Consider the following 24,992-nt stretch of genomic DNA (forward strand, 5'->3'; position numbering starts at 1 on the left):
TAATTATTAAAAATCAATCTTTATTTTTGTTAACTTTTAAGAAATTATTATTTTTAATACCTATTTCACCTATATACACCCTAAAAAACGCATATAGGTGAATTTTATCTTAAAGAATTACATTGCAGTCGGTCGATCCATTGTTTTACGCAAAGGACATAAACGCATTTCATTAATTGTTGCGCCTGCATTAGTAGCTTCAAGACTAAGCGTTTCCAAAGGGTTCGCCGGATAAATTAACGCTGTTCCAACAGACAAACCATCGTTAGCGTAAATTTCTAGTGCACAAGCATCAACGATAATTTGCAGCGAGAAACGCCGACTATTTGCCACTAATGGCGTAGAAAAACGCTCTGTAAAAAATGGCTGCGAAAAACCATGTAAATTACCACGATCCAGCCACAACTGCCCTGAAAACGCATCAAAGCCAATCGACAACGACTCACCCTGACTATTCGACAAAACAATCACAAAGCGTCCTGCCCGCCCATGGTCGCCATCTGGTTGAGCATTTAACTTCTCATCCACGGTAACGGTCAAAGACAACTCAAAAGCCTGCGCGACAGGCAAAGACGTTTGCACCCCGCTCTGCGCCTGAATACGCGTTGGTTTAAATGGCAAGTCCGGCTGCCGCAGTCCTTCAACCCCATAGGGTTTCTGCACTAACCGCAACCAATTCATATCATCACGGCGTAAACTCAAAGTCCGCGGCAGACTCATCAAGCCACGCCAACTCCGGTTCGGAACTTCTTCACAATATTGCCAATTACCAAACCATGCGAAATAAACCGCCTTATTATCCGGCATGTCATCATAGACCTGCATAGCATAACTATCTTTGGCAAAATCCGTCAGGCCAATCACCGTATTTTCAGGGATGAAGCGTTCACCATCAAAATCCCCAATAAAATACTGCGTAACAGACCCCCCCTGAGGGCCACCCGGATTAACCGAAACAAACAAAACCCAACGGCGCGCCGCGCCCGGCTCTTCAACATCCACTTCAATCAAATTCGGACATTCATAATCGACCCCGAATAAACCTGCGGGGCCAAAATCACTCAAATGCATCCAATGCTTCAGATCAATCGACCCAAAAAATGCAATTTTATGCTCACGTGATTTTGCAACAACCATGACCCATTTCTGGCTCTCTTTGTGCCAGAAGACTTTTGGATCTCGGAAAGATGTCATCCCCAAATCCAAAACTGGATTCTGGTCATAATCAATGAAATGGTTACCCCCATCCGGGCTCCATGCAATATACTGAGACTGCTTCTGCGGCGTAGCCCGCGTGTAAAGTGCTATCAGACCACCAGCCATTGGCGGCAGCTTAGGCTGAACAGGGGCTGTTGGCACAGTTCCTGCATCTTCCGGCGCATATAATGTCCCAAAAGGCTGGTCTGCATTCGGCTTTAAAGCCTGCATTGCATCGGGAGCGTACGGCACATCCGTCGCATCTTTCCCCAGCTTTGACGACAAAGCCGCAACAGCTTCTTGCGTCGCTGTTGGTACCACCGAACCGCCAGCGGCACTACCTGACACGACATCTGGTTTTTTAGGCGGAAATAAACCCGATACGTTATCACGGTCCATCACCACACAACCCGTGTACGCTTCCCCCGCAGCCGTCTCATTAATAGCAATTGGTTCATCTTGCCATGTATACAGATCCATACTGGTTGCATGGCCCCAATGAACACGCCCAGCATACGGAGCAAACGGGTCATACTGGTAATAAAGATGGTAACGCTCACCATCAAAAATCAAACCATTCGGATCATTCATAAAACCATTTAACGGCGTGTAATGAATGGTCGGTCGGTAAAAATAATCCGCCTGTGTTTTAATCACCGGCTGGCTCGCGGCACCAGGTCGGTTAGCTGGTTCCGCGTGAGAGTTATTCGGCTGATCACGCTGCGGCGACATAGCCCCAGCAGGCGGCTTCACAACATCCGCAGCCCGAGCACGACCAGCCCCCAAAACAGCGCCGGCTGCCAGCAAAGACGTTAGAGCCTGCCTCCGCCCAGACACAAAGCCTTCAGCGTTCTGCGCAGGTAATACACCACCATTCTTCGCACGCATCTCGTCGCTCATGACCACTCCCACTCGCCCCGATTTAAAATAGGCCGTAAGTGTCAGCCCAAACGTAGAAGGGCACAACCTTTTTCTACTTTATTTAACGCGAAAACAGTCATTTGCATCTTCAGAGAAACTGCGCCCATAATAGATCATGAAACGTCTCGATCCCTTTCTCATGGCCCTAATCGGCGCTGTCATGCTGGCATCGTTTTTCCCTTGCCATGGCATTCTGAGCCTATGGCTTTCAAACGCTGTTACGGCACTCATCGCGCTCATGTTTTTCTTCCAAGGCGCAAAATTGGAACGAAAAGCCATTGTAGAAAGTGTGCGGGACTGGCGGCTTCAAGGCGGCGTGTTGCTCTGCACTTTTTTAATCTTTCCCTTATTGGGAATCGCGCTACACCACCTATTCAAAACACTCTCGCCCGATGGCCTAATCGGAGATGGCTTATGGAGCGGCATTCTCTTTGTCTGCTGCCTACCATCCACTGTACAATCCTCTATTGCCCTCACATCCATCGCACGCGGCAATATTCCCGCTTCAATCTGCGCAGCCACAATGTCAAATATTGCTGGTATTATTCTAACGCCTATACTTGCCGGCCTTCTTCTCGGAAGCACTCACAACAGTGGCTCTTCCCCAGTCCATGCCATTCTCGACGTCAGTAAAGAGTTATTGCTCCCCTTCCTCTTGGGACAAATTGTTCAAAAATGGCTTGGCCCCATTGTTAAAAAGCACAAATTCCTTATCTCAATGACAGACCGTGGATCCATTGTTTTGGTCGTCTATACCGCCTTCAGCGCAGCCGTCACGGAAGGCATATGGCACCGTGTCTCTGTCATGCGTCTCATAGAGATTACCGCCATTAATTTTATTCTTTTAACAAGCATCTTAATGATCTCACGCCTCTTAGGGCGCAAAATGCCCATCGAAAATTCTATTTCTCTACAACTCTGTGGATCAAAAAAATCCTTGGCATCAGGTGTTCCTATGGCCAGCGTTATTTTCCCAGCCTCGACTGTGGGGATCATTGTCCTACCTTTGATGATTTACCACCAAATCCAACTCTTTACCTGTACACTTTTAGCAAGACAGTACGGAAAACGATAAAACCAGATAACGTTTCACTCTGTTTCTATTTTTTACAGCGCTGGGTGCATTCTGTGCTATTCTCACCGTCATAAAGACTTGAGAATCAGCACACTTAAAGAATTGGCAGCCAGCATCTTACCATGAACACAAACGCGACATTAACGCTCCAAGACACACTGCCCATTACTCCATCGTCCCTACCGTACCCAACACGAGACGACTGGGCTCATAGAGCATTAAGCACCCTTTTTAGAGTGCAGCAGTTCAATGATATTCATGAACGCGCCGCCGACCTCAAAATGCCACTCCCCTGTGGAGGCAAACGAAAACGCCGCCTAGAAACCATTCTCAAATCTGGTGTTCTCTTTGTACATGTCCCCAAAAATGGCGGCACATCTATTTGTGACCAACTCTATGGCGGTATCATGATGCATGAAAGCATCCGCTACTACCAACATGTAGCTCCAGACATGGTCCGCATTCTACCGAGTTTTGCTATTTGGCGTGATCCAGTTGAACGCTTTATCTCTGCATGGTCCTTTGCCCGCCGCGGCGGCACACAGCGCGTCAACATGCATCCATCTGTCAATGCACTTTACCGCACACTACACACTTTAGATGATGCTATTACCCTCGTCGAAAAAGCACCATCCCCTTACGACGTGGATCATATCTTCCGCCCACAGCATTGGTACCTCTGTAACCGTCAAGGCGAATTAGCTGTTTCAAAACTATTCTCAATGGCACAAATCAATGACTTGCCGCAGCATATTCCCCAATTAAAAAAACGTTCTATCCCTCACCTCAATAAAAACGCACACGCACTTCAAGTGACAGAAGAACAAAAACACCGAATCCGAGCACTCTATGCAAAAGATGAAACGTTAAGAACACATCTCACATAAAAGGGGATGAAAAACTTTCCCCCTTCATGTCATCCTATTGTCACATAAACTATCTCTTTCTGCGGAAAAAGCACCCACCACCGCAGAAAGAGTGGCAGATTTATCACGAAAAAAAGATGTCATTTCTTGTCAACGCAAGAAGTGTTGCTCCACCTTAAAAAGCGTGGTTTCCGACGTCTCGACCTTCCTATCGGAAACGAGAAAGATCACGCTGCCCATGCGCCTGACACGCCTTTTATCAACCTCCGCCCTCATCGCCCTAGGGACATTGCCTGCTTTCGCTGCCCCCGCATCCAATACGGATGTTAAAAAGCCAGCAGCCAAAGCACATACCCAAATCACGGCTCCATCCATGATGGGTAACACCTCCCCCACCGATTACAACGAAGAACACCTGACTGTGCACGCACAGCACCGTTACTTCGACGGTGTTACGCGCAATGCCGTCGGCGGCGGTCTGATGACAAAGCAAGACAGCGCAAAATCTGTCTCCGCTGTGTCCCGTGACTTCATTAGCAAGCAAGTCCCAGGCAGCGACCCGATGCAACTTATCGCGTTGCTTCCCGGTGCCAATGTCACGGCAACAGATGCAATGGGCCTGACCGGCAGTTCCATGAGCTTGCGCGGCATGGACCAGACGCAAGTCGGCTTTACGCTTGAAGGCTTCCCGATCAACGATATCGGCAACTACGCCGTATACTCACAAGAAATCGCAGACCCAGAAAACCTGCGTACCGTGAGCATGGCCCAAGGTTCAGCCGATTTGGACAGCCCGCATCTCAGCTCTACCGGCGGTGTGGTTGATATGTATATGGTCGACCCTGCCATGAAGAAGGGCGGATCTTTCGACGTTTCCTACGGTTCTTACAACGCAACGCGTGGCTTCTTGCGCCTCGATACAGGTAAAATCGGCAACACGAACCTGCGCGGTTACTTCTCCGGCTCATACGCCTCAGAAGACCGTTTCAATACCGATTTCACAAACCGTAAACTCCATGCTGAAACAAAGTTTGTGAATGACTGGGGTAACGGCAACCGTATTTCCCTCGCGATCATCGGCAACCGCCTGTATAATTACAAGAACGTTAACCCCAGCCTCGCCAGCTGGAACCTTTATGGCCGTGGCCGTAAAGACCAATATGTTGTAGGCAATACTCAACTAAACTCAACGTTTGATCCAACAGCTTCAGACAAGGGTGCATCTTACTACAAGCTGCAACAGAACCCGTTCACCAACATCTATGCCAGTGCCCCTTCCACATTTCACCTGTCTGACCACCTCACACTCACCGAAACACCTTACTTCTGGTACGGTGACGGCAATGGTGGATCCGCATACAACACCAACCTCAATGGTGTTCAGTGGGGTAAACAACAGCTCAATGCGACCCTGAATGGTAAAACAACATCAGGCCTGCTGTATAACCCTTCAACCTCCACGACCTACCGCCCAGGTAACGTCGCGAAGCTGACACTCACAACAGGCGCAAACCGCCTGATGGTTGGCTACTGGTTCGAATACTCCAAACAAAGCCAAACCTCTCCATACACAGGGATCGGTGCGGACGGTAACCCTTGGAACATCTGGGCAGCTGGCCCAAATGCCGTTCTGTCTAATGGCCAAACATACCAATACCGTAATACTCTGACGCAAACCCGCGTCCACACCATGTTTATCGGTGACACACTGTCCCTGCTGAACAACAAACTAACAATCGACGCTGGCTTCAAATATGCCATCGTCATGCGTAACGGTCACAACTTCCTGCCAGACACATCCACCGGCCCATACATCAACAAGACATGGGAAAAACCATTACCGACCATGGCAATCCGTTACCAGCTGGACGCAGAAAATCAGTTCTTCGTGTCTGCCGCAACAAACTTCCGTATGCCAACAAACGCTGCACTGTACGACTCAGGCAACTACAACCCAACAACACGCAGCTACTCCACACGTGCTAACGTGAACCAAAATGCTGAAGTCTCCATTTCGGAAGAGGCAGGCTATCGTTACACTGGCCACACCATTATGGGCTCCATCACATACTTCCATTATGACTTCACCAACCGCTTATTTAGCCAAACACAGTGCCTTGATGCGCAGTGCTTGAACACATTCCAAACCAGTCTGAATGGCGGCGGCCAAACGTCAAACGGTGTCGATGCAGAAATCGGCACACGCCCAATTTTCTACCACCTGCGCCCCTATGTGTCGTTTGAATATCTGGACGCACGCTTAGGCAGCAATCTGGCTGGCAACTCTATTATTACAGGTACCGGCACTAATAAAACAACCAACCCTGCCATCTCAGCAGGCTCTGACTATCTCCCTACAAGAGGAAAAGTTGCTCCTGAAGCGCCACGCTATCAAGCGGCCTTTAACCTTGATTATGACGATGGCCATCTCTTTGGTGCCTATAATGTCAAATATGTCGCGAAGCAATTCTCAACTTTCATGAACGACCAATCTATTCCTGGCTATGTCCTGATGAATGCAAATATCGGTTACCGTTTCTCTGATATTGGCTTCCTCAAAGCGCCAAATATCCGGGTAAACTTTAGTAACCTTACCAACCATGCTTATCTTGGTTTTGCAAAATCAATCCAAGTGAATGCTAACGCAGTAAATCTTAGCAACCATCATACCGTCACACCCAACACCCCATTTTACGCGATTGCGGCTCCATTCTCCGCAATCGCATCGGTTAGCGCTGGCTTCTAAAACACCCTGTCTCCGCATAATACCATGCAGAGACACACATAAAAAAGACCCGGGCCACACCACCCGGGTCTTTTTTATGTCCAACGCCTCCCCCTGACGTCTTCTCATATAAGCGCTCTTTTGACCTATTCATCGAGGCTAAGCCTCATAAAAACGCTCACCACCAAAACAGTCAAAAATCTTTTTGCTTCATTTTTCTTCAGAAAAATGAAGACCCGTTGCAAACCTTAATCCGCCGCAAGCGGTACAGGCACCCAGCGCAACCCATCATCATCTTGCACTAAAAGCAGAGCCTCATTCTTCTTCTGCTCTTTTACACGGTTCAGTTCTCCAGCTAACGCATCTGGCGTATTCACCTGAACCTGTCCGACCTGAACAATCACGTTCCCAACAGCAATACCACGTAATGCTGCCGTACCAGATGAATCCACACGGTCCACAAGCACCCCACGCTGATCATCAGAAAGCGCATATTGTGTCCGCAACTCTGCGTTAATCGCACTGACTTCCAAACCCAATAACCCAACAGCCTCTTTCGCGTGCTCAGGCGGATGCGTATCAGAAGGCGGCATATCCGGTGGTGTCGGTGATTTACCCAGCGTAATATTTAACGCCTGTACCGTTCCCTTCCGCCACACTGTCAGCGCTAATTTTGTACCAGGTGGATAAGACGCCACAACACGCGGCATCGTCTGCCCCGTCACATCACGCGCCCCAACACGCATGATCACATCACCAATCTGCAAACCTGCCGCGGAAGCTGGCCCATGTGGTTCAACCTGCGAGACAATTGCCCCGTGGCCAACTTTACCATCCGCGCCATGAAAATCGAGATCCTGCGCCATATCGAACGTCACGTCTTGAAAACGCAGCCCAAGCCACCCACGAGAGACATGCCCATCCCGCCGCAACTGCTCAATAATACCACGCGCATCATCCGACGGAATCGCAAAGCCAAGCCCTATGGAGCCACCACCTGACCCGCCGTAAATCAACGTGTTAATCCCGATCACTTCCCCTGCCATATTGAACAAAGGACCACCGGAATTTCCGCGGTTAATCGCAGCATCCGTCTGGATGTAATCATCATACAAACCATGCTCAACATTACGCCCACGCGACGAGATAATGCCAGCTGTAACCGTACCATTCAGCCCAAAGGGGTTGCCAATGGCCAACGCCCAGTCACCAATCCGGGCCGCATCACTATGCCCCAAAGGTACCGTCGGCAATGGATGATCAGGCTTAACGGACAAGACCGCCAAATCCTCCTGACTATCCCGCCCAACAATCTTGGCCGGCATTTCCGTCCCGTCATGCAGCGTCACAACAACCTGATCTGCCCCCTCAACCACATGATTGTTGGTCACAATGATGCCAGACGGATCAATGATAAACCCAGACCCTAAGCCCTGCACCCGGCGTGGAGGCCGGTTTGGCGCAGGCTTACGCTTTGTATAATCATGTAAAAACTTATCGAGGGGAGAACCCGGCGCGCCTTTCGGCACTTGCGGCCCTGCAGGCGGACTCGCATCCGGCCCTTTCTCCTCATCCTGATCAGGCTTCAACACCGCCGCAATCGAAACATTCACCACAGACGGCAAAAGCCTGTTTGCCAAATCAGCAAAACTGGCTGGAGTACGTGGTGCCATAATAGGCACCTCCACCCCAGCATCCGCAAAAGCAGGCGTAACAGACGCGCCCAGAGCCAATGCAGTAAGACCAAATAAGGAGGATCGGAAGCAAGTTCGGGTCATATCAACACGCTAACGCATAAGGCCAAATGCCGCTACACCTCATCAAGATGCGGACATACTCTCTCTATGCTAGGCTAGCACCACACGAAAAGCGCATATTGAGATTAACGGCCATGACGGACGAAACCCTCCCCCCTTCATCATCCCCCTCCAGCCCTGATAACCTGACCGAAAAACGCATCATCGATATTTTACAGCGTCAGAACGAAGAGCGCTCCAACATCCTCACATTCGCACGCTTAGATGGAGTTTCCATTCAACAAGGCCACGCCCATATCGCACTTTCCACCTCACGCGATGATGCTGAACGCCTTACCCCCATTCGCCAGAAGATCGAAGCGGACATCGCGCGCCTCCCCGGCTTATCCGGAGCCACCCTCTCTCTGACATCGCACCGCAAAACTCCCCCCCAACCGGCCACCCCTCCCAAGACTGCTGGACACCGTCCATTTAACCTAGGGAAAGGCAAACCAACTCACGCCATCCTCCCGGACGTCAAAGCCGTTATCGCTGTGGCTTCTGGTAAAGGGGGCGTTGGAAAATCGACAACAGCAGTTAACCTCGCTGTAAGCTTAGCGCAATCCGGCCTCAAAACGGGCCTTCTGGATGCCGATATTTACGGCCCCTCTCTGCCCCGCATGCTCGGTCACTCCACCCGCCCCGAAGTCCGAGACAGCCGCATCATCCCACTTGAAGCATGGGGCATTAAAAGCATGTCCATCGGTTATCTGGTGGACGAAAAACAAGCCATGATCTGGCGTGGCCCCATGGTCATGGGCGCACTGACCCAATTCCTTGGTGAAGTCGAATGGGGCGAACTTGATGTTCTCGTCATTGACATGCCACCCGGTACCGGAGATGCACAACTCACCCTTGCCCAAAAGCTCGGCCCGAAGCTCGCCAAAGGTGGCGCTGTTATTGTGTCCACCCCCCAAGATATTGCTCTGCTTGATGCCCGCCGTGGCATCGCCATGTTCGAACGCATGGAAACGCCCATTCTCGGCATTATCGAGAATATGTCATACTTCTGCTGCCCAAACTGCAACCACCGCACAGAACTCTTCGGTCATGGCGGTGCACGCGCAGAAGCTGAGAGCGCTGGCGTGCCTTTCCTAGGGGAGATCCCCCTACTCGCCGCCATTCGCAGCAGCGGCGATGACGGAACCCCTATCACCCTCTCCGAACCAGAGAGCGAAGCTGCCCAAGCTTATACCGCCTTAGCGCAGGTCATTGCCAAAGGCCTCGAAGATAAGGCCTAAATTCTTCTCAAAATCGTAAATTTCATCTTGACCCTGAGGCCGACACATGGAAAAACGGCCCCAAGGTCGCCGGGTTAGCACAGTGGTAGTGCAGCGGTTTTGTAAACCGAAGGTCGGGGGTTCAAATCCCTCACCCGGCACCATTTCCCTTAAAAAATTAAGAGAATTGAAGCGACACGTCATTATCGACATGCCGCCCCATGATCTGCATCACTCTGCGACTTCACCGTCACGCACGAGCAGATTTTCCCACTTCCCAACAACAGCCGTCGCCAGAGAATTTCCGATCACATTGGTGGCCGAACGCCCCATATCAAGGAATGTATCCACACCAAGGATCAACAAAATACCTTCGGTCGGGATATTAAATTGACCCAGCGTCGCTACAATCACAACAGATGATGCACGCGGTATCCCCGCCATCCCCTTACTCGTCAACATAAGCGTCAACAGCATCACAATCTGCGTGCTCCACGGCAGAACAATATCATAAGCCTGCGCAATGAAGATGCTCGCAAAAGTGCAGTACATCATCGTACCGTCGAGATTAAACGAATACCCTAACGGCAACACAAAAGATGAAATCTTACGCGAAACAGGGAATTGCGTAATCCGCTCCAAAATCAACGGGTATGCAGCTTCAGAACTTGCCGTTGAAAATGCCAACAAGAACGGTTCACGCATCAAACGCACCAGTCGCAGTGCAGACTTGCCCAAACACAAGAACGCCACCCCGATCAAGCACACCCACAGCAAGAACATGGCGAAGTAGAACTCACCCATGAACTTTCCATAGGTCAGCAAAATCGCAAGGCCATTGGTGCTGATCGTCGCAGCCACTGCACAGAAAACTGCGAGCGGAGCCAGCAGCATCACATAATTCGTCACCTTTAAAATGATGTGCGCAAGGCTCTCCGTCCATTCCAAGAAGGAGCGCCCCTTCTCTGGCTGGGACGCACACGCAATGCCTACGAAAACCGCAAAAACAACAACCTGCAAAATTTCGTTATCGGCCATCGCTTTAAAGCCAGAATCCGGCACGAGGTGATGGATAAAACTATCCAGCGTCATACCACCCGCACTCAGATGCGTAGCCTGCATAGCATTGACCTGGTGCAAACCAACGCCCGGATGCATCACATTGACCAGAACCATACCCAATGTCAGCGAGAACAAAGACGCCCCAACAAACCAGAGCATCGCTTTCCCACCAATGCGGCCAACCGTTTTCGCATCTGTCATACGACCAATACCGGCAACCAACGTGGAAAACACCAACGGCGCGATAATCATTTTGATCAGACGCAGAAAAACAGTCGATCCAATGGAGATATCCGCAGCAAAACTCTGCCGCATGGCAGCATCTGCAACCGTATTATGAATCACCCCACCCGTGATGATGCCAAGCACCAAGGCAATCAGAATGAACAAGGTCATCCGGTTTTTCTGCAATGTTTGTGTCCTTTGAAATATCCGTGTCTCAGCGTCTTTTAACGCTCTTGATACGTTTTTTCCAAATAGAAGCTGAAAACAGCATAATTCTGTAACGCATCTAAGGATCACGCTACCAAAGCAGAGTATATTTTTCAGAGGAAAGAGTGGTGAACCGGCTGGGACTCGAACCCAGGACCATTCGATTAAAAGTCGAATGCTCTACCAACTGAGCTACCGGTTCATCTGGCGCGGTGTTTACGAAGGATCAGCCCTCGGGTCAACACCAAAGAGGAAAAAAATTAAAAAACCTTCGATTTTCAGCGTAATAGCGAGACCTTGCTCCACGGAAGCCTTAAATGTTATGATATATCATAACCTTCTTTCTGTGACTGGCATGACAAAACCTGACCTCAACGACCGCACCTTTCGCGACCAAATTTGGCAACGTTTCGATGGTGATGCGTGGGAAGCCTTCGACCAACTTCCTCCCTCTATCCGCCAAAGACTAGCAGAGCATGTCTATGACGCATGGTCAGTGAATGCGCTCATCCTGTGGAAACACTACAAACGTATCTATGGCCGCACACCGCGCGCAGAACGCGCCTTAATGCGCTACCTTGATTATTGTGAGCGTCTGGAACGGCAAGACTTCGCTACCCGCTATGCAGCACAATACGGCATCCCCTACCCGCATGATGCGGCAAAGGTGAGTATCCTACGCACATAGGCACTCACCTTGTATCTTTATTGTTCTTTTTCCAAAGACCGTACAAAAAATGCATCGTATGATGAAAAAAGAATCGCCGTGTATGTTGATATAATAATATCAACAAAAAAATTAAAATTATCAAAACCAAAAAAATGCAATGAATCATCTATGGATTTATTTACAGAAGAGAACATAAAAACAATAATCAAATATGATATTAAATAATTTAAATAATTATCAGACATTTTATCTTTAGATTGTTTAATGGAAAAATGACTCTCAAACGTGCTCCATTTCACCATACAAATGGTCATAACATAACTTAAAGACAATATAAAAAATAGCCATTAATGTAACAATAAAAAAATACTCAACGTTAATATTGTCATGAACAAAATTGATTATTTTATTCATGTAAGAATAAAATAATCCCGATAAAATTGAGAATAAATAAAAATACAATGAACCTAAATCCATTTTAATCAAACAAAATCCTTTTTCTTTAGTAAGAAACGCTCTGTTTATTATTACAGTGCACAAACAAGATTTAATGAATGACAAAAAAACTACGAATATATTAAAATATCTAATAAATAATTCTGAACGATGCCACTCGCTCTGCGGAAAAAAATGACCAATTACGGAAAACCCAATATCCTGCCCAAACAAAAAAATAAAAAACCAAAAAACATCACGCCTGAACAGATAAGGTAATGTCCAGCTCTGTTTTAAAAATGAAAAAACACCAAAAGACGTATTTTCCATGCAGCAGAATCCTCAATTAATAAAATTAATTCGTAATTATTACACAATGAAACCAATAAAATCACCTTTCATCACTCCACGCACAAAAAAACCGGTGAGATTACTCCCACCGGCTTCAAAAACTCTATCAAAACTCTAAAAAATTAGGCTTCAACATAAGCTTTCACGATAGAATCTGGGTCTTTAACCATGCCTGATGCACCCGCACCACGCTTGATTTGATCAACCAATTCCATACCCTCCACAACCTGACCAGCAATCGTGTACTGACCATTCAGTGACGGCACGTTCTCAAACATAATGAAAAACTGGCTGTTCGCTGTGTGCGGCGCCATTGTACGGGCCATACCCAGCGTACCACGCTCAAACTTCGCCTTATCCGTGAACTCAGCCTTAAGGTCTGGATATTCACTACCACCCGTACCCGTTCCGGTCGGGTCACCACCCTGCGCCATAAAACCTTCGATCACGCGGTGGAACTTCACACCATCGTAAAAGCCTTCACTCGCCAGAAGCTTCAAGCGCTCCACAGCCAAAGGCGCTAGGTCAGGGCGCAGTTCAATGACAACCTTACCCGTCTTAAGTTCAAAAACCAGCTTGTTACCTGCTGGGATCGTCACGTTCTCAGACATTCATGAAATCCTTCTGAATCCGGTTAGGCCCTCTATGTCGCCTCTCTACAACTTTTCGACAAGACAACCCGCGCCACTTCCTCACTCACAAAGGAAGAAATATCACCGCCTAAACCAGCAATTTCCTTCACAATACGACTAGCCGTTGCGCGATGCTCATCAGCAGAGAGCAACAGAACCATTTCTATCTCCGGAGCAAGGCGACGCATCACTCCTGAAATTTGACATTCAAAATCAAAATCACCCGCAGAACGTAGCCCACGCACAACCGCACCTGCGCCCACGGAACGCACAGCATCCACGAGCAGAGTATCAAACTCCACCACAGTAATCCGCGGTGCCTCCGGTAATTTTGAGACCTCCTGACGCAGCAAGACTAAACGCTCCGCACGCGTCAAAAGAGGTTGTTTCCCACCATTCACCCCTACCCCCACGACCAGCTTGTCAAACAAGCGGGCCGCACGAGCAATAATATCCATATGGCCATACGTCACAGGGTCGAACGTCCCCGGATAAAACGCCATACGTGGGTTAAGGGGCATATTATTCACCTACGCTAGATGAATCCCCTGCCTCGTGAGTCGGTGCAGCTTGCGCCTCTGGAGCAGCATTAACGTCTGCGCCATCTACAACAGCCTCATCACCTGTTTCCCCATCATCCTCGACAACTGGGAACACACAAATCACCGTCTCATGATCATTCAGGCGGAACAACGTCACACCAGCAGCTTGGCGCGCCATAATACGAACCTGCGACACCGGCAGACGAATCAAACGCCCTGTATCCGTAACCAACATTACATCGGTACCCGGCAACGTTGGCAACGTTCCAACCACTTCTGTCCCACGACGCGTCGCCGAGAACGTCATGTTCGTGATACCCAAACCACCACGACCAGAAACACGGTAATCATACGCTGAGGAACGACGGCCAAAACCACCATCGGTCACGGTAAGAAGCACTTCTTCCTGCGCTTCCAATTCTTCAAAGCGCTCTGGCGTCAGATCACCCGTAACTTCAACAGCTTCATCATCAGCCGATGCAACGTCTTCTTCTGCGCCCTCTGCCAAAGCGGCATTTTCTGCACGGCGCTTTGCATTCGCCATACGCAGATAAGCCGCACGCTCTTCAACACTCGCATCCACATGGTTGAGCACACAGAGCGAAATAACCTCATCGCCCTCTGCAAGCTTAATACCACGCACACCAGAGCTGCCGCGCCCGGCAAAGACACGCAGCACCTCATCCGTAATATGGAAGCGGATGCAACGCGCCTTACGCGTCGCCAGGAAGACATCCTGCCCCTCACGGCATGTCGCCACACCGATCAAAGAATCTCCTTCATCCAGCTTCATCGCAATCAAGCCAGACGCACGGATATTACGGAAATCACTCAGACGGTTACGACGGACATTCCCACTCGCCGTTGCAAAGACGAGGTGCAGATCATCCCACAACTCCTCATCCTGCGGCAAAGGCAGAACAGCGGTAATGGCATCGCTGCCCAATTCCGGCAGCAAGTTCACCAGCGCACGCCCCTTAGATGTCGGGGACGCCTCCGGCAAATGCCAAACCTTCATGCGGTAGGCTTTACCACCAGAGGAGAAGAACAAGACCCATTGATGCGTATGCGCATTAAAACTGCGGACAATCACATCATCACCACGACGACCCGCCGCAGTACGACCACGCCCACCACGATTCTGGGAGCGGAACATCTCCAATGGCGTACGCTTGATAAAGCCGTCACGGGTAATGGTCACAACCATCTGCCCCGGCTCAATCAGGCTTTCATCCGATTGATCACCCAACGCATCCGAAATCTCACTCATACGCGGCGTCGCAATTTCAGCGCGCGCGGCCATGAGTTCATTCCGCATGACATCCATACGGCGAGGATGGCTACCAATAATATCGAGCAGATCTTCGATTTTTACGGCAACTTCGCCCAACTCACCTTGAATTTTATCGCGTTCAAGGCCTGTCAAACGCTGCAAGCGCAGTTCCAAAATACCACGCGCTTGCGCTTCCGTCAGACGAACCTTGCCATCAATAACGACATTGCCCTCATCATGGATAAGCTCAAGCAACGGAACAACTTCGCCCGCATCCCATTCACGCGCCATCAAAGAGGCACGCGCCGTCGCTGCATCTGGCGCACTCCGAATGAGCGCAATAACCTCATCAATATTGGCAACAGCCAACACAAGACCGACGAGCAAATGCCCACGGTCACGCACCTTATCAAGATCAAAACGCGCACGGCGCAGAATGACGTCCTCACGGAAGCGAATAAACGCCTCCAGAACATCCTTCAGCCCCATCGTACGTGGCTTGCCTTCATCCAACGCCAGCATATTCACGCTGAAAGATGTCTGAAGCTGCGTGAAACGATAAAGCTGATTCAACACCACATCCGGCGTCGCATCGCGCTTCAGTTCGATCACAACACGCATACCGGAGCGATCGGATTCATCACGAATATCCGAAATGCCCTCGATTTCTTTCGCGCGTACGAGATCCGCAATCTTTTCCTGAAGCGTTGCCTTATTCACCTGATACGGAATCTCGGTGATAACAATCGCCTGACGGTCCTTACGGATTTCTTCAATTTCCGCACGTGCGCGCACCGGTACCGAACCACGGCCCGTTTCAAACGCCTTACGAATACCGCTGCGGCCCATGATAATCCCACCCGTTGGGAAATCAGGACCCGGAATAACCTGCATCAGCTCATCCAGCTCAATGGCCGGATTAGCGATGACTGCTAGCGTGGCATCAATAACTTCCGTCGGGTTATGCGTCGGAATATTTGTCGCCATACCGACGGCAATACCAGACGCACCATTGACCAGAAGGTTAGGGAACGTCGCCGGCAAAACGCCCGGCTCATATTCGCTTTCGTCATAGTTCGGCTGGAAATCAACCGTCCCACGATCAATATCATCCAACAGGAAGGACGAGGCTTTAGCCAAACGCGCTTCCGTATAACGCATCGCAGCCGGGCTATCACCATCGACCGAACCGAAGTTACCCTGACCATCAATCAACTTGACGCGCATGGACCATGACTGCGCCATACGCACCATGGCATCATAAATCGAGCTATCACCGTGCGGATGGTATTTACCCATCACGTCACCAACAGCACGCGCTGACTTACGGTACGGCTTATCCGCCGTAAATCCACTCTCGCGCATCGCGTATAGAATACGGCGATGAACAGGCTTTAAACCATCACGAACATCCGGCAACGCACGCGAGACGATGACCGACATCGCATAGGCCAGATAGGAGGAGCGCATCTCCTCCTCAATCGTCACGGGAAGACGGCCGGAAGGCACAAGATCAGTCGGCTCATTCAACTCGGTCAAGACAGGTCCACCACACTAGAAAACAGAAGACCAATATACTCCAACCAACGCCGCGACGCTACTCTCCCGCTCAGATAAGAAAAAACCCACCCTAAAATGGGATGAATCCCTTACTCACAAACGAAATGACAGCACAATCAATGATCACTCACCACATAATGCCATTTTTGAATTCTAATCCGAGTATTGGCGTATAAATTCTCCATAGAAAGCGCTATAAAATACTTCAATTCATCATTAAGATCTTTTTTTCGAACCAATACCCAACGCTCCAGAATGATATATTTCCCTTTATATTTTTCAATTTTTTTTGATTCACCAAATGGAACACTCTCCATAACCGCAATCAACATTCCATGCCGATCAAAAATAACATTTTCAATATTTTCTGCACATGCGTTTAAATCACATGAGGCTATTGTATAATAATTATTACCATAAAAAATACTTCCTCGAGGAGGAGAGGCACCATATTTTAAATAATCATGGTAAATTGTATTTTGAGATATTATATCCAAATAATTAAATTCATTCGTATGAAAAAAATACCCTATACAATGATCGAGATTATAAAAACTTCCCTCATCCAGATCAGAAATAATATTTCCATAATCCGATAAAGAAATGTCTTTATCATCAGAATATATAAATCTATTATATTTCTTATTAAAAACTATCGCAGCATCCCGTGGCGAAATAAACACACATTTATGTGCATCACCTACAGAACGAGCATCAACTAATCCACAAAATATATTTAATATACAATAAAAACCTATTATTTTTACAATGACCTTTATCATATCTTCCATATACCCATAATAAAAACCCCCACATCTAGGATGTGGGGGGCAATATTTAAATCATTTTACCAAAAAATCAGAACGGGATTTCATCATCCAGATCGTTATCACGTGATGAATCCCAGCCGCCCGGGCTGGAAGCGCCACCGTGAGACGGCGCGGAGCCACCACGAGAGCCGCCACCCTGCTGATTACCCGCAGGCGCACCACCGCCATAGTTGTTACCGCCGCCGCCGTAACCACCGCCTTGGCCACCATAACCACCACCAGCATCACCGCCCGCTGAACGGCTATCCAGAAGCGTCAAATCACCACGGAAACGATCAATCGTCACTTCCGTCGTGTAACGCTCTTGGCCAGACTGGTCCGTCCATTTCCGCGTACGCAGTTCACCTTCCACATAAACCTTGCTGCCCTTCTTCACGAAGCGCTCAGCAACACCAGCCAAATGCTCGTTAAAGATGACCACACGGTGCCATTCCGTCCGCTCTTTACGCTCACCAGACTGACGGTCATTCCACGTGTCAGACGTCGCAATCGTCATGTTCACAATCTTAGAACCCGATTGCGTATGGCGAATTTCAGGGTCACGCCCCAAATTCCCCACCAAAATCACTTTATTGACGCTACCAGCCATGACGTTCCACTCTATTTTCGCGAATTGTTCTTTTCAAACCTTCCCAAACACCTAACATAGTAAGACGGTTGACCACACCCCCTTTGCGCGTGGTTTCCACATCCAATGCCCTCATCTTTATCGGTGTGCCAAAACGTGACTTTTCCTGAGAACAACGCCATTCGCGTCCGCGGTGCTCGCGCCCATAACCTCAAGAATGTTGATGTCACTATCCCACGGGATTCTTTGACCATCATCACAGGCCTCTCCGGCTCCGGCAAATCATCCCTCGCCTTCGATACCATCTATGCCGAGGGCCAACGCCGCTACGTTGAGAGCCTTTCCGCCTATGCACGCCAGTTTTTGGAGCTCATGGGCAAGCCGGATGTCGACTCCATTGAAGGCCTCTCACCCGCTATTTCAATTGAGCAAAAAACCACATCGAAAAACCCGCGCTCAACCGTCGGTACCATCACAGAAATCCACGATTATATGCGCCTGCTCTGGGCACGCTCAGGCACACCTTACTCCCCCACAACAGGCCTACCGATTGAAGCGCAAACCGTCAGCCAAATGGTTGACCGTGTCATGGCCATGCCAGAGGGTACGCGCCTGATGCTCCTCGCCCCCGTCATGAAAGACCGTAAGGGCGACGGCAAACGCGAACTAGCCGAACTCGCCCGCAAAGGCTTCGCCCGCGTCACTATAGATGGCACACTCTACGATATTGCTGACGCCCCGGACCTCAATCGCAAAACACGTCACACGATTGAAGCCGTTATTGACCGTATCATCGTCAAAGAGGGTCTCGAAACACGTCTGGCCGATAGCTTCGAAACCGCTCTCGAACTCGGCGATGGCGTCGCCTTCACTCAAGATGTCAAACGCGCTGGAGAAGACGGGGAAGCCACCCGAACCATTTTCTCCGCACGCTTCGCCTGCCCTGTTTCCGGCTTCACCATTGCGGAAATTGAGCCACGCCTCTTCTCGTTCAATGCCCCCATGGGCGCCTGCCCCTCCTGCGATGGCATCGGCACTGAAACGCATTTTGACGCTAACCTCATCGTACCTGACGACAGCCTAAGCTTAGAGGATGGTGCCGTCGCCCCATGGCAAGGCAATGGCGCCGAGTGGTACGCCCAAACCCTCGCCGCACTCGCTCGCCATACGGGTGATACCATGCAAACCGCATGGCGTGACCTCAAACCCGAAACGCAAGACCTCATTCTCTACGGCACCAAAGAACTCATCGCCATTCCTTACCGTGATGGCAGCACGGTCCACACCGTCACCAAACCCTTTGAAGGTGTTCTCAAAACACTCCAGCGCCGCATGGCCCAAACAGACAGCATCCATGTCCGTGATGCCCTCACCCGCTACCAATCCGAAAAACCCTGCCGCACCTGCCAAGGCGCCCGCCTCAAGCCTGAGGCCCTATGCGTCAAAGTCAGTGACCTCAACATTGCCCAAGCGTCAGACATGCCCATCCGGCAAGCGCTACACTGGTTTTCTCAGGTTGAAGGCACCCTCACACCACAAAAAGCCGAAATTGCACGCCGCATCCTGCGCGAAATCACAGACCGCCTACATTTTTTGGATGATGTCGGCCTCGATTACCTCACCCTTTCGCGCGGCTCCGCCACATTATCCGGCGGTGAGAGCCAACGCATCCGCCTCGCCTCACAAATCGGGTCCGGCCTCACAGGCGTCCTATACGTGTTGGACGAACCCTCTATCGGCCTGCACCAACGGGATAATGAGCGCCTCCTCGGCACATTAGAGCGGCTAAAACGCCTCGGAAACACCGTCATCGTCGTCGAACATGATGAAGACGCCATCCGCGCTGCCGATTACCTTATCGATATGGGGCCAGGGGCTGGCACACGCGGCGGCAATGTCATCGCCTATGGTACGCCCGCTGAAGTCGCCCAAAACCCAGACAGCATCACCGGCGCTTACCTCTCAGGCCGCAAAGCCATCCCAATCCCGGCCATACGCCGCACAGCCCGCGAAACACTCACCCTGCATGGCGCACGCGGCAACAACCTCAAAGACATCACCGTCGATATTCCACTCGGTACCTTCATCGCCGTTACGGGCGTCTCCGGCGGCGGAAAGTCCACCCTCGTCATTGATACACTCTACAAAGCGCTCTCACGCACCCTGATGAAATCCAGCGCATCTCCCCTGCCTTATGACCGCCTCACCGGCGTAGAGCATCTGGATAAAATTATCGAAATTGACCAATCTCCCATTGGCCGCACCCCGCGCTCTAACCCCGCCACCTATACAGACCTCTTCACACCCATCCGTGATTGGTTCGCTGAACTGCCCGAAGCAAAAGCACGCGGCTACAAACCCGGGCGCTTTTCCTTCAACGTCAAAGGCGGACGGTGCGAGGCCTGCCAAGGCGATGGCGTTTTAAAGATCGAAATGCACTTCCTGCCGGATGTTTTTGTCACCTGCGATACCTGCAAAGGCGCCCGCTATAATCGCGAAACCCTAGAGGTTAAGTTTCGCGGAAAATCCATCGCCGATGTCCTCGCCATGACGGTGGATGACGCACTCCCCTTCTTCCAAGCCGTACCCCGTATCCGCGACAGACTGGCCATTCTCCAACAAGTCGGGCTCGGTTACGTCGCCCTTGGCCAGCAAGCAACCACCCTGTCTGGCGGTGAGGCACAACGCGTCAAACTCTCCAAAGAACTCGCCAAACGCGCCACAGGCCGCACCCTCTATATTCTCGATGAGCCCACCACCGGCCTGCACACAGAAGATGTTCGCAAACTGCTCGACGTGCTGCATGCCTTGGTCGAACAAGGCAATACCATTTTGGTCATCGAGCATAATCTAGAAGTCATCAAAACAGCCGATTGGCTGATCGATATCGGCCCTGAAGGCGGAGATGGCGGCGGCCAAATCGTTGCCCAAGGCACACCGGAAGAAATTGCCGCCTGCTCAGCCAGCCATACCGGACGATTCCTCGCGCCTCTTTTGAAGGATAGTCCGCACAATAACCGCCCCAAAAGCAACAAAAAGAAGCCTAAAAAGTAATCTCTTCAGGCTGCGCCACCGCCATTAATGTACGCCCCCTTAGGCGGAGCGGCCTTATAGACAATCGTAAACCGCTGAGCGCAAAAACCTGACGGAAAAACCCCGTCAGGTTAGGCTTTCAAAGAGGTGCTTAATCTTCAGCCCTGCACATCTACCAAACCAATACGCAGAGCCTCCCGGAAAAAGAAAAACCCTCTCCCCTCAAAAACCCATCACCATACCGATCAAGAGCGCCCCCAACCCGGCGGTGGCGTATGAGGGGACACACCACCTTGAGGACCAAACCCACCTTGCCCCGGCAGAACAGGCGGAACCCGATGCACCCGCCCAGGCATCGTCAACGCCATATACAGCGCAATGAACCAACCGAAAAACGTCCACCCCACCAATAAATTCGTAATGCACACAAGACCGACATAATCAGAGCGCCGGTTCAGCGCGATAATTGATGGTAAAAAATAGAACCCCAAACTCAATATCGGCAGAATAACAAAAAAGAAGATTAAAAGCACAATACCGTCATGATTTGCATGGTAATAATAATGATAATCCATAATTCATCCCCAAATTCTATAACGTCAATTGGGACATATTTTTTAAGACCACGTCAATCAAAACTCACAAGGTCGGCAACATCACTGGCCCCTCATGCGACCGCGTGCCCGCGGCTAAAGGTGTTGCTCCTTCCAACACATCGACCGCACTTCGTCCCATCACCCGGCCCGTTAAAATCATCTGGCTCGCTGCATTATAGACATGCACCATGTCTCCCTTGCCGCCACCTTCCAAAACCGTTCCAGATACCGTCACATTCACATTAGGGCCACGATAAGTCACCACCACAGGCGAACCACGATGCACCATCTGCGGCCGCACCAACTGAGCGGTACTCAGCACTGCTCCTGCGTGCTCACTATTCCGTACCATTAACCCAATAGCTGCATCTTCCGACGCCAATGCGTCTTCCGGTACCTCACTAAACGGCACCAGCCCCATCGTCACATCTTCAGCTAAGAGGGTTTCTCCCGCCCGTACCGAACGCCGCAAAATAACAGTACGTATATTCGCCTGCACCTTGCCCGAAACCGTCAGAACAGTCCCCTGCGTTCCTGCATAGCCGGGAACACGAAAACGCGCCGTAAAATGCTCCCCTCGCCCCGGATGCTCCAACCGTATCAAAACAAGCGGTTCCTGATCCTCCACAGGTACAGGAATTGGCTTAAAATTCTCTAGCGCGACGTCAATTTCTGCATGTTCCGGTAAAATCAATGCCTGCTGGACCACCGGCAACACATCATCCTCCGTTACCCACCGCGCAGCGTGTGTTAATGTTACAGAAACAGAGGGAGAAGCATCCGGCCAGTCCACAGCAAACTGTGCCGCAATTGCCGTTAACTGATCACCGCCAACTGTATAATGCTGACCTAAAGCCGGAGCATCGCCAATTTCCACATCTTGCCCAGGGTTTAAGCCCGCAAAAAGATCCGAAAGACGAATACGCTCATGCTCAATATTAGCCGATGGCCGTAACGTCGCCGCCTGAACTTGCCCCATGAAGAGCAGCAGCACCAACCACATCACATGAAGCTGACGCCGCAGCATCATTAGCGGCCACCCAAATTATTCAACGTCTGCATCATGTCATCAGAAGACGTAATCACTTTACTATTCATCTCATACGCCCGCTGCGCCGTAATCAAATCTGTAATTTCAGACACTACATTCACATTTGATTTTTCAACATAACCCTGCATCACACCGCCATAACCCGTCGTATTAGGCGTACCAACTTGTGCATCACCAGATGCCGCGGTCTGAGTTAGTAAGTTTTGGCCCATCGCGGCCAAACCATTTTCATTCGCAAATGTCGCAAGCTGTAACTGTCCAACAACCGTTGCCGTATTCTGCCCCGCCACCGTGACACTCACCTGACCAGACTGATCAATACTCACGCTCTGCGCGTTTGATGGAATCGTAATCCCCGGATTAACCGCATAGCCATCTGCCGTGACCAACGCGCCGTTACTATCCATGGAGAGCGTTCCATCACGCGTATAGGCCATCTGCCCCGATGGAAGCTGCACTTGAAAATACCCACGCCCCTGCACCGCGAGATCCAGCGAATTACTCGTCTGCTCCAAACTACCCTGATCATTAATCCGGTAAATCGCCGCCGTCTTCACCCCCAACCCAACCTGCGCGCCAGAAGGAACGGTGGTGCCTGAATCAGAAGACGTCGTGCCAACACGCCGCAAATCTTGATACATCAAGTCCTGAAATTCAGCGCGCGCACGCTTATAGCCCGTCGTACTCATATTCGCGATATTGTTGGAAATCGTTTCAACATTGGTCTGCTGGGCCTGCATCCCGGTGCCGGCAATATCAAGAGAACGCATCAGGTCTCAATCCTTCATTTAAACATGAAAATCAGGCTGAAACCTGAACAATTTTATCGATGGCATTTTGCTGGCGCGTCGCTTCCGCATTCACAAATTGCGCCATGAACTGAAAATTCCGCTGTATATCCAACATCTTGGTCACTTCGCTCATCATCTGAACGTTGCTCCCCTCAAGCATCCCTTGCGCCATATGCGGTTGCTGAACCGCTTGCGTCGGCTGATCTGTCATAAACAGATGACCACCCTGTGCTTTCAACGCATTTTCATCCGCTACCGACACAACGGCGATATGCGCTTGGTCACCACTTTCTGTTGATAAAATACCATCGCTCGAAATGCTGATTTTCTGGTCACCTTGTGGGATTTTCACAGGCTGCCCGGCGGTATCCAAAAGCGCATTACCGCTCTCATCCACAATCGTACCATCTGCCTGCTGCTCAAAACGGCCCGCACGCGTCAAACGCACGCCATCCGGCGTACGCAACTGGAAATACCCCTGCCCACCCAGCGCAACATCCAACGGATTTCCCGTTTGCTGTAAATCACCCTGCTGCACATCACGATACGTCGCACGATCTTGCGTGTAGGCCTGCGTTTCCGCGCCATTCGGCTGCTGTCCGGCATGTTGATGTGAGAGATAATCACTGAACAAAACGTCTTCGCGCTTAAAGCCAACGGTCGACGCATTCGCCATATTTGTTGCAATGACAGACATCGCACGCTGCTGCGCGTCCATCTTCGATAACGCGATATACGTCGTATTTTCCAAGACCCAAGACTCCGCCACGCTCCAAGCACGCCAAGAGTAGGGTCAATATACTTGCTAAATCGTTAAAAATTGGAGGGTAGAACCCCGCAGCGCTCTACCCATCTTCGTCAAAATCAATCGACTTCGAACAAAGCTTCCACCTCAACAGGGGCATTCAGCGGCAAACTTGGCACACCAATGGTCGAACGCGCATGACGGCCCGCATCACCAAAGACCTCAACCGCCAGATCAGACGCACCATTCATCACAACAGCATGCGTCACAAAGTCCGGCGTGCATGCAATGAACCCACCCAAGCGCACAACTTTACGCACACGGGACAAATCACCACCCAAAGCAGCCTTCACTTGTGCAATCACATTAACCAAACACGCCTTGGCACATGCCACGCCCGTTTCAGCGTCAACATCACCACCGAGCTTACCGGTAGCAAGGAGCTTACCGTCAACCAATGGCAACTGGCCGGACACAACCAGCGTATTCCCCGTACGGGTCACAGCCAAATAATTAGCAACAGGCGCAGCTGCTTCCGGCAGCGTAATCCCTAAAGCAGCAAGGCGGTCTTCGTAGTTCACATCAGCCATGTCGGTCATATCCTTTGAAAAAGTACCACCT

20 protein-coding genes and 2 tRNA genes are annotated in these 24,992 nt (G+C 50.4%); 7 read left to right on the forward strand and 15 right to left on the reverse strand.

Annotated elements, in window-relative coordinates:
- Nucleotides 1–117: 117 nt before the first annotated feature.
- Nucleotides 118–2,085 (reverse strand): glycoside hydrolase family 32 protein, encoded by a 1,968-nt coding sequence (locus KB213_RS01820; protein WP_211680566.1) that lies wholly within the window; start codon nt 2,083–2,085, stop codon nt 118–120.
- A gap of 148 nt (nt 2,086–2,233) precedes the next feature.
- Between KB213_RS01820 and KB213_RS01825 the strand changes: the two genes are divergently transcribed.
- The 3 genes from KB213_RS01825 to KB213_RS01835 all read left to right on the forward strand — a co-directional run bounded on the left by KB213_RS01825 (nt 2,234) and on the right by KB213_RS01835 (nt 6,805).
- Entirely contained in the window at nt 2,234–3,193 is a 960-nt protein-coding gene (locus KB213_RS01825) for a bile acid:sodium symporter family protein (protein ID WP_211680324.1), read from the forward strand.
- A gap of 122 nt (nt 3,194–3,315) precedes the next feature.
- Nucleotides 3,316–4,080 carry a sulfotransferase family 2 domain-containing protein gene (locus KB213_RS01830; RefSeq protein ID WP_211680326.1) on the forward strand — a complete coding sequence of 255 codons (765 nt, stop codon included), beginning with the start codon at nt 3,316–3,318 and terminating at the stop codon, nt 4,078–4,080.
- Between the two features lie 217 nt (nt 4,081–4,297).
- Entirely contained in the window at nt 4,298–6,805 is a 2,508-nt protein-coding gene (locus tag KB213_RS01835) for a TonB-dependent receptor (RefSeq protein ID WP_211680328.1), read from the forward strand.
- 227 nt (nt 6,806–7,032) lie between these two features.
- Here the strand turns inward: KB213_RS01835 and KB213_RS01840 are convergent, their stop codons facing one another.
- Nucleotides 7,033–8,562 carry a Do family serine endopeptidase gene (locus tag KB213_RS01840; RefSeq protein ID WP_211680330.1) on the reverse strand — a complete coding sequence of 510 codons (1,530 nt, stop codon included), beginning with the start codon at nt 8,560–8,562 and terminating at the stop codon, nt 7,033–7,035.
- Between the two features lie 113 nt (nt 8,563–8,675).
- On the opposite strand from KB213_RS01840, the gene KB213_RS01845 reads away from it, so the two are divergent.
- Entirely contained in the window at nt 8,676–9,821 is a 1,146-nt protein-coding gene (locus KB213_RS01845; protein WP_211680331.1) for an Mrp/NBP35 family ATP-binding protein, read from the forward strand.
- Between the two features lie 68 nt (nt 9,822–9,889).
- Nucleotides 9,890–9,964: transfer RNA gene (locus KB213_RS01850), tRNA-Thr, on the forward strand.
- A 67-nt stretch (nt 9,965–10,031) separates the two neighbouring features.
- Here KB213_RS01850 and KB213_RS01855 read toward each other — a convergent pair.
- Together KB213_RS01855 and KB213_RS01860 are read right to left on the reverse strand one after the other, a co-directional pair.
- Nucleotides 10,032–11,258 (reverse strand): dicarboxylate/amino acid:cation symporter, encoded by a 1,227-nt coding sequence (locus KB213_RS01855; protein ID WP_211680333.1) that lies wholly within the window; start codon nt 11,256–11,258, stop codon nt 10,032–10,034.
- Nucleotides 11,259–11,420: 162 nt separating this feature from the next.
- Nucleotides 11,421–11,496 (reverse strand) — tRNA-Lys (locus KB213_RS01860).
- Between the two features lie 153 nt (nt 11,497–11,649).
- On the opposite strand from KB213_RS01860, the gene KB213_RS01865 reads away from it, so the two are divergent.
- Entirely contained in the window at nt 11,650–11,982 is a 333-nt protein-coding gene (locus KB213_RS01865) for a DUF6525 family protein (RefSeq protein ID WP_211680335.1), read from the forward strand.
- 261 nt (nt 11,983–12,243) lie between these two features.
- On the opposite strand, the gene KB213_RS01870 is transcribed toward KB213_RS01865, so the two are convergent.
- From KB213_RS01870 to ssb, 6 genes are all read right to left on the reverse strand, one after another.
- Nucleotides 12,244–12,729: a hypothetical protein gene (locus tag KB213_RS01870; protein WP_211680337.1), complete on the reverse strand. Its 486-nt coding sequence runs from the start codon at nt 12,727–12,729 to the stop codon at nt 12,244–12,246.
- Nucleotides 12,730–12,872: 143 nt separating this feature from the next.
- Nucleotides 12,873–13,361 carry a peptidylprolyl isomerase gene (locus KB213_RS01875; RefSeq protein WP_211680339.1) on the reverse strand — a complete coding sequence of 163 codons (489 nt, stop codon included), beginning with the start codon at nt 13,359–13,361 and terminating at the stop codon, nt 12,873–12,875.
- Between the two features lie 32 nt (nt 13,362–13,393).
- On the reverse strand, nt 13,394–13,903 hold the full coding sequence (coaD, locus tag KB213_RS01880) for a pantetheine-phosphate adenylyltransferase (protein ID WP_211680341.1): 510 nt from the start codon (nt 13,901–13,903) through the stop codon (nt 13,394–13,396).
- 1 nt (nt 13,904) lies between these two features.
- The gene (gene gyrA / locus KB213_RS01885; RefSeq protein WP_211680343.1) at nt 13,905–16,736 is read right to left on the reverse strand and encodes a DNA gyrase subunit A; all 2,832 of its coding nucleotides are present in this window, start codon (nt 16,734–16,736) and stop codon (nt 13,905–13,907) included.
- Nucleotides 16,737–16,873: 137 nt separating this feature from the next.
- Nucleotides 16,874–17,548, reverse strand: a complete 675-nt coding sequence (locus KB213_RS01890; RefSeq protein WP_211680344.1) for a hypothetical protein — start codon at nt 17,546–17,548, stop codon at nt 16,874–16,876.
- Between the two features lie 67 nt (nt 17,549–17,615).
- A complete protein-coding gene (gene ssb / locus KB213_RS01895; protein ID WP_211680346.1) occupies nt 17,616–18,176 on the reverse strand; it encodes a single-stranded DNA-binding protein in 561 nt (186 codons plus the stop codon).
- A gap of 135 nt (nt 18,177–18,311) precedes the next feature.
- On the opposite strand from ssb, the gene uvrA reads away from it, so the two are divergent.
- Entirely contained in the window at nt 18,312–21,209 is a 2,898-nt protein-coding gene (gene uvrA, locus KB213_RS01900; RefSeq protein ID WP_408903699.1) for an excinuclease ABC subunit UvrA, read from the forward strand.
- A gap of 224 nt (nt 21,210–21,433) precedes the next feature.
- On the opposite strand, the gene KB213_RS01905 is transcribed toward uvrA, so the two are convergent.
- From KB213_RS01905 to KB213_RS01925, 5 genes are all read right to left on the reverse strand, one after another.
- A complete protein-coding gene (locus tag KB213_RS01905) occupies nt 21,434–21,763 on the reverse strand; it encodes a superinfection immunity protein (protein WP_211680350.1) in 330 nt (109 codons plus the stop codon).
- Nucleotides 21,764–21,827: 64 nt separating this feature from the next.
- Nucleotides 21,828–22,814 (reverse strand): flagellar basal body P-ring formation chaperone FlgA, encoded by a 987-nt coding sequence (gene flgA / locus KB213_RS01910; RefSeq protein WP_249110131.1) that lies wholly within the window; start codon nt 22,812–22,814, stop codon nt 21,828–21,830.
- The gene (gene flgG, locus KB213_RS01915) at nt 22,814–23,605 is read right to left on the reverse strand and encodes a flagellar basal-body rod protein FlgG (protein WP_211680352.1); all 792 of its coding nucleotides are present in this window, start codon (nt 23,603–23,605) and stop codon (nt 22,814–22,816) included. The genes flgA and flgG overlap by 1 nt, the downstream gene beginning before the upstream one ends.
- 31 nt (nt 23,606–23,636) lie before the next feature.
- A complete protein-coding gene (gene flgF, locus KB213_RS01920; RefSeq protein WP_211680568.1) occupies nt 23,637–24,377 on the reverse strand; it encodes a flagellar basal-body rod protein FlgF in 741 nt (246 codons plus the stop codon).
- Between the two features lie 113 nt (nt 24,378–24,490).
- A complete protein-coding gene (locus KB213_RS01925; protein ID WP_211680354.1) occupies nt 24,491–24,961 on the reverse strand; it encodes a RidA family protein in 471 nt (156 codons plus the stop codon).
- Nucleotides 24,962–24,992: the final 31 nt, after the last annotated feature.

The organism is Neokomagataea anthophila, from assembly GCF_018122595.1.
GTDB classification, from domain to species: Bacteria; Pseudomonadota; Alphaproteobacteria; order Acetobacterales; family Acetobacteraceae; genus Gluconobacter; species Gluconobacter anthophilus.

Excerpts from the sequence above, each read along its gene's own strand:
- KB213_RS01825 (WP_211680324.1), top strand. The coding sequence starts at position 2,234 with ATGAAACGTCTCGATCCCTTTCTCATGGCCCTAATCGGCGCTGTCATG.
- KB213_RS01855 (WP_211680333.1), bottom strand. The coding sequence starts at position 11,258 with ATGACCTTGTTCATTCTGATTGCCTTGGTGCTTGGCATCATCACGGGT.
- KB213_RS01845 (WP_211680331.1), top strand. The coding sequence starts at position 8,676 with ATGACGGACGAAACCCTCCCCCCTTCATCATCCCCCTCCAGCCCTGAT.
- flgA (WP_249110131.1), bottom strand. The coding sequence starts at position 22,814 with ATGATGCTGCGGCGTCAGCTTCATGTGATGTGGTTGGTGCTGCTGCTC.
- ssb (WP_211680346.1), bottom strand. The coding sequence starts at position 18,176 with ATGGCTGGTAGCGTCAATAAAGTGATTTTGGTGGGGAATTTGGGGCGT.
- KB213_RS01830 (WP_211680326.1), top strand. The coding sequence starts at position 3,316 with ATGAACACAAACGCGACATTAACGCTCCAAGACACACTGCCCATTACT.
- KB213_RS01905 (WP_211680350.1), bottom strand. The coding sequence starts at position 21,763 with ATGGATTATCATTATTATTACCATGCAAATCATGACGGTATTGTGCTT.
- KB213_RS01875 (WP_211680339.1), bottom strand. The coding sequence starts at position 13,361 with ATGTCTGAGAACGTGACGATCCCAGCAGGTAACAAGCTGGTTTTTGAA.
- KB213_RS01865 (WP_211680335.1), top strand. The coding sequence starts at position 11,650 with ATGACAAAACCTGACCTCAACGACCGCACCTTTCGCGACCAAATTTGG.
- coaD (WP_211680341.1), bottom strand. The coding sequence starts at position 13,903 with ATGCCCCTTAACCCACGTATGGCGTTTTATCCGGGGACGTTCGACCCT.
- flgG (WP_211680352.1), bottom strand. The coding sequence starts at position 23,605 with ATGCGTTCTCTTGATATTGCCGGCACCGGGATGCAGGCCCAGCAGACC.
- KB213_RS01835 (WP_211680328.1), top strand. The coding sequence starts at position 4,298 with ATGCGCCTGACACGCCTTTTATCAACCTCCGCCCTCATCGCCCTAGGG.
- KB213_RS01925 (WP_211680354.1), bottom strand. The coding sequence starts at position 24,961 with ATGGCTGATGTGAACTACGAAGACCGCCTTGCTGCTTTAGGGATTACG.
- KB213_RS01820 (WP_211680566.1), bottom strand. The coding sequence starts at position 2,085 with ATGCGTGCGAAGAATGGTGGTGTATTACCTGCGCAGAACGCTGAAGGC.
- KB213_RS01870 (WP_211680337.1), bottom strand. The coding sequence starts at position 12,729 with ATGGAAAATACGTCTTTTGGTGTTTTTTCATTTTTAAAACAGAGCTGG.
- KB213_RS01890 (WP_211680344.1), bottom strand. The coding sequence starts at position 17,548 with ATGGAAGATATGATAAAGGTCATTGTAAAAATAATAGGTTTTTATTGT.
- KB213_RS01840 (WP_211680330.1), bottom strand. The coding sequence starts at position 8,562 with ATGACCCGAACTTGCTTCCGATCCTCCTTATTTGGTCTTACTGCATTG.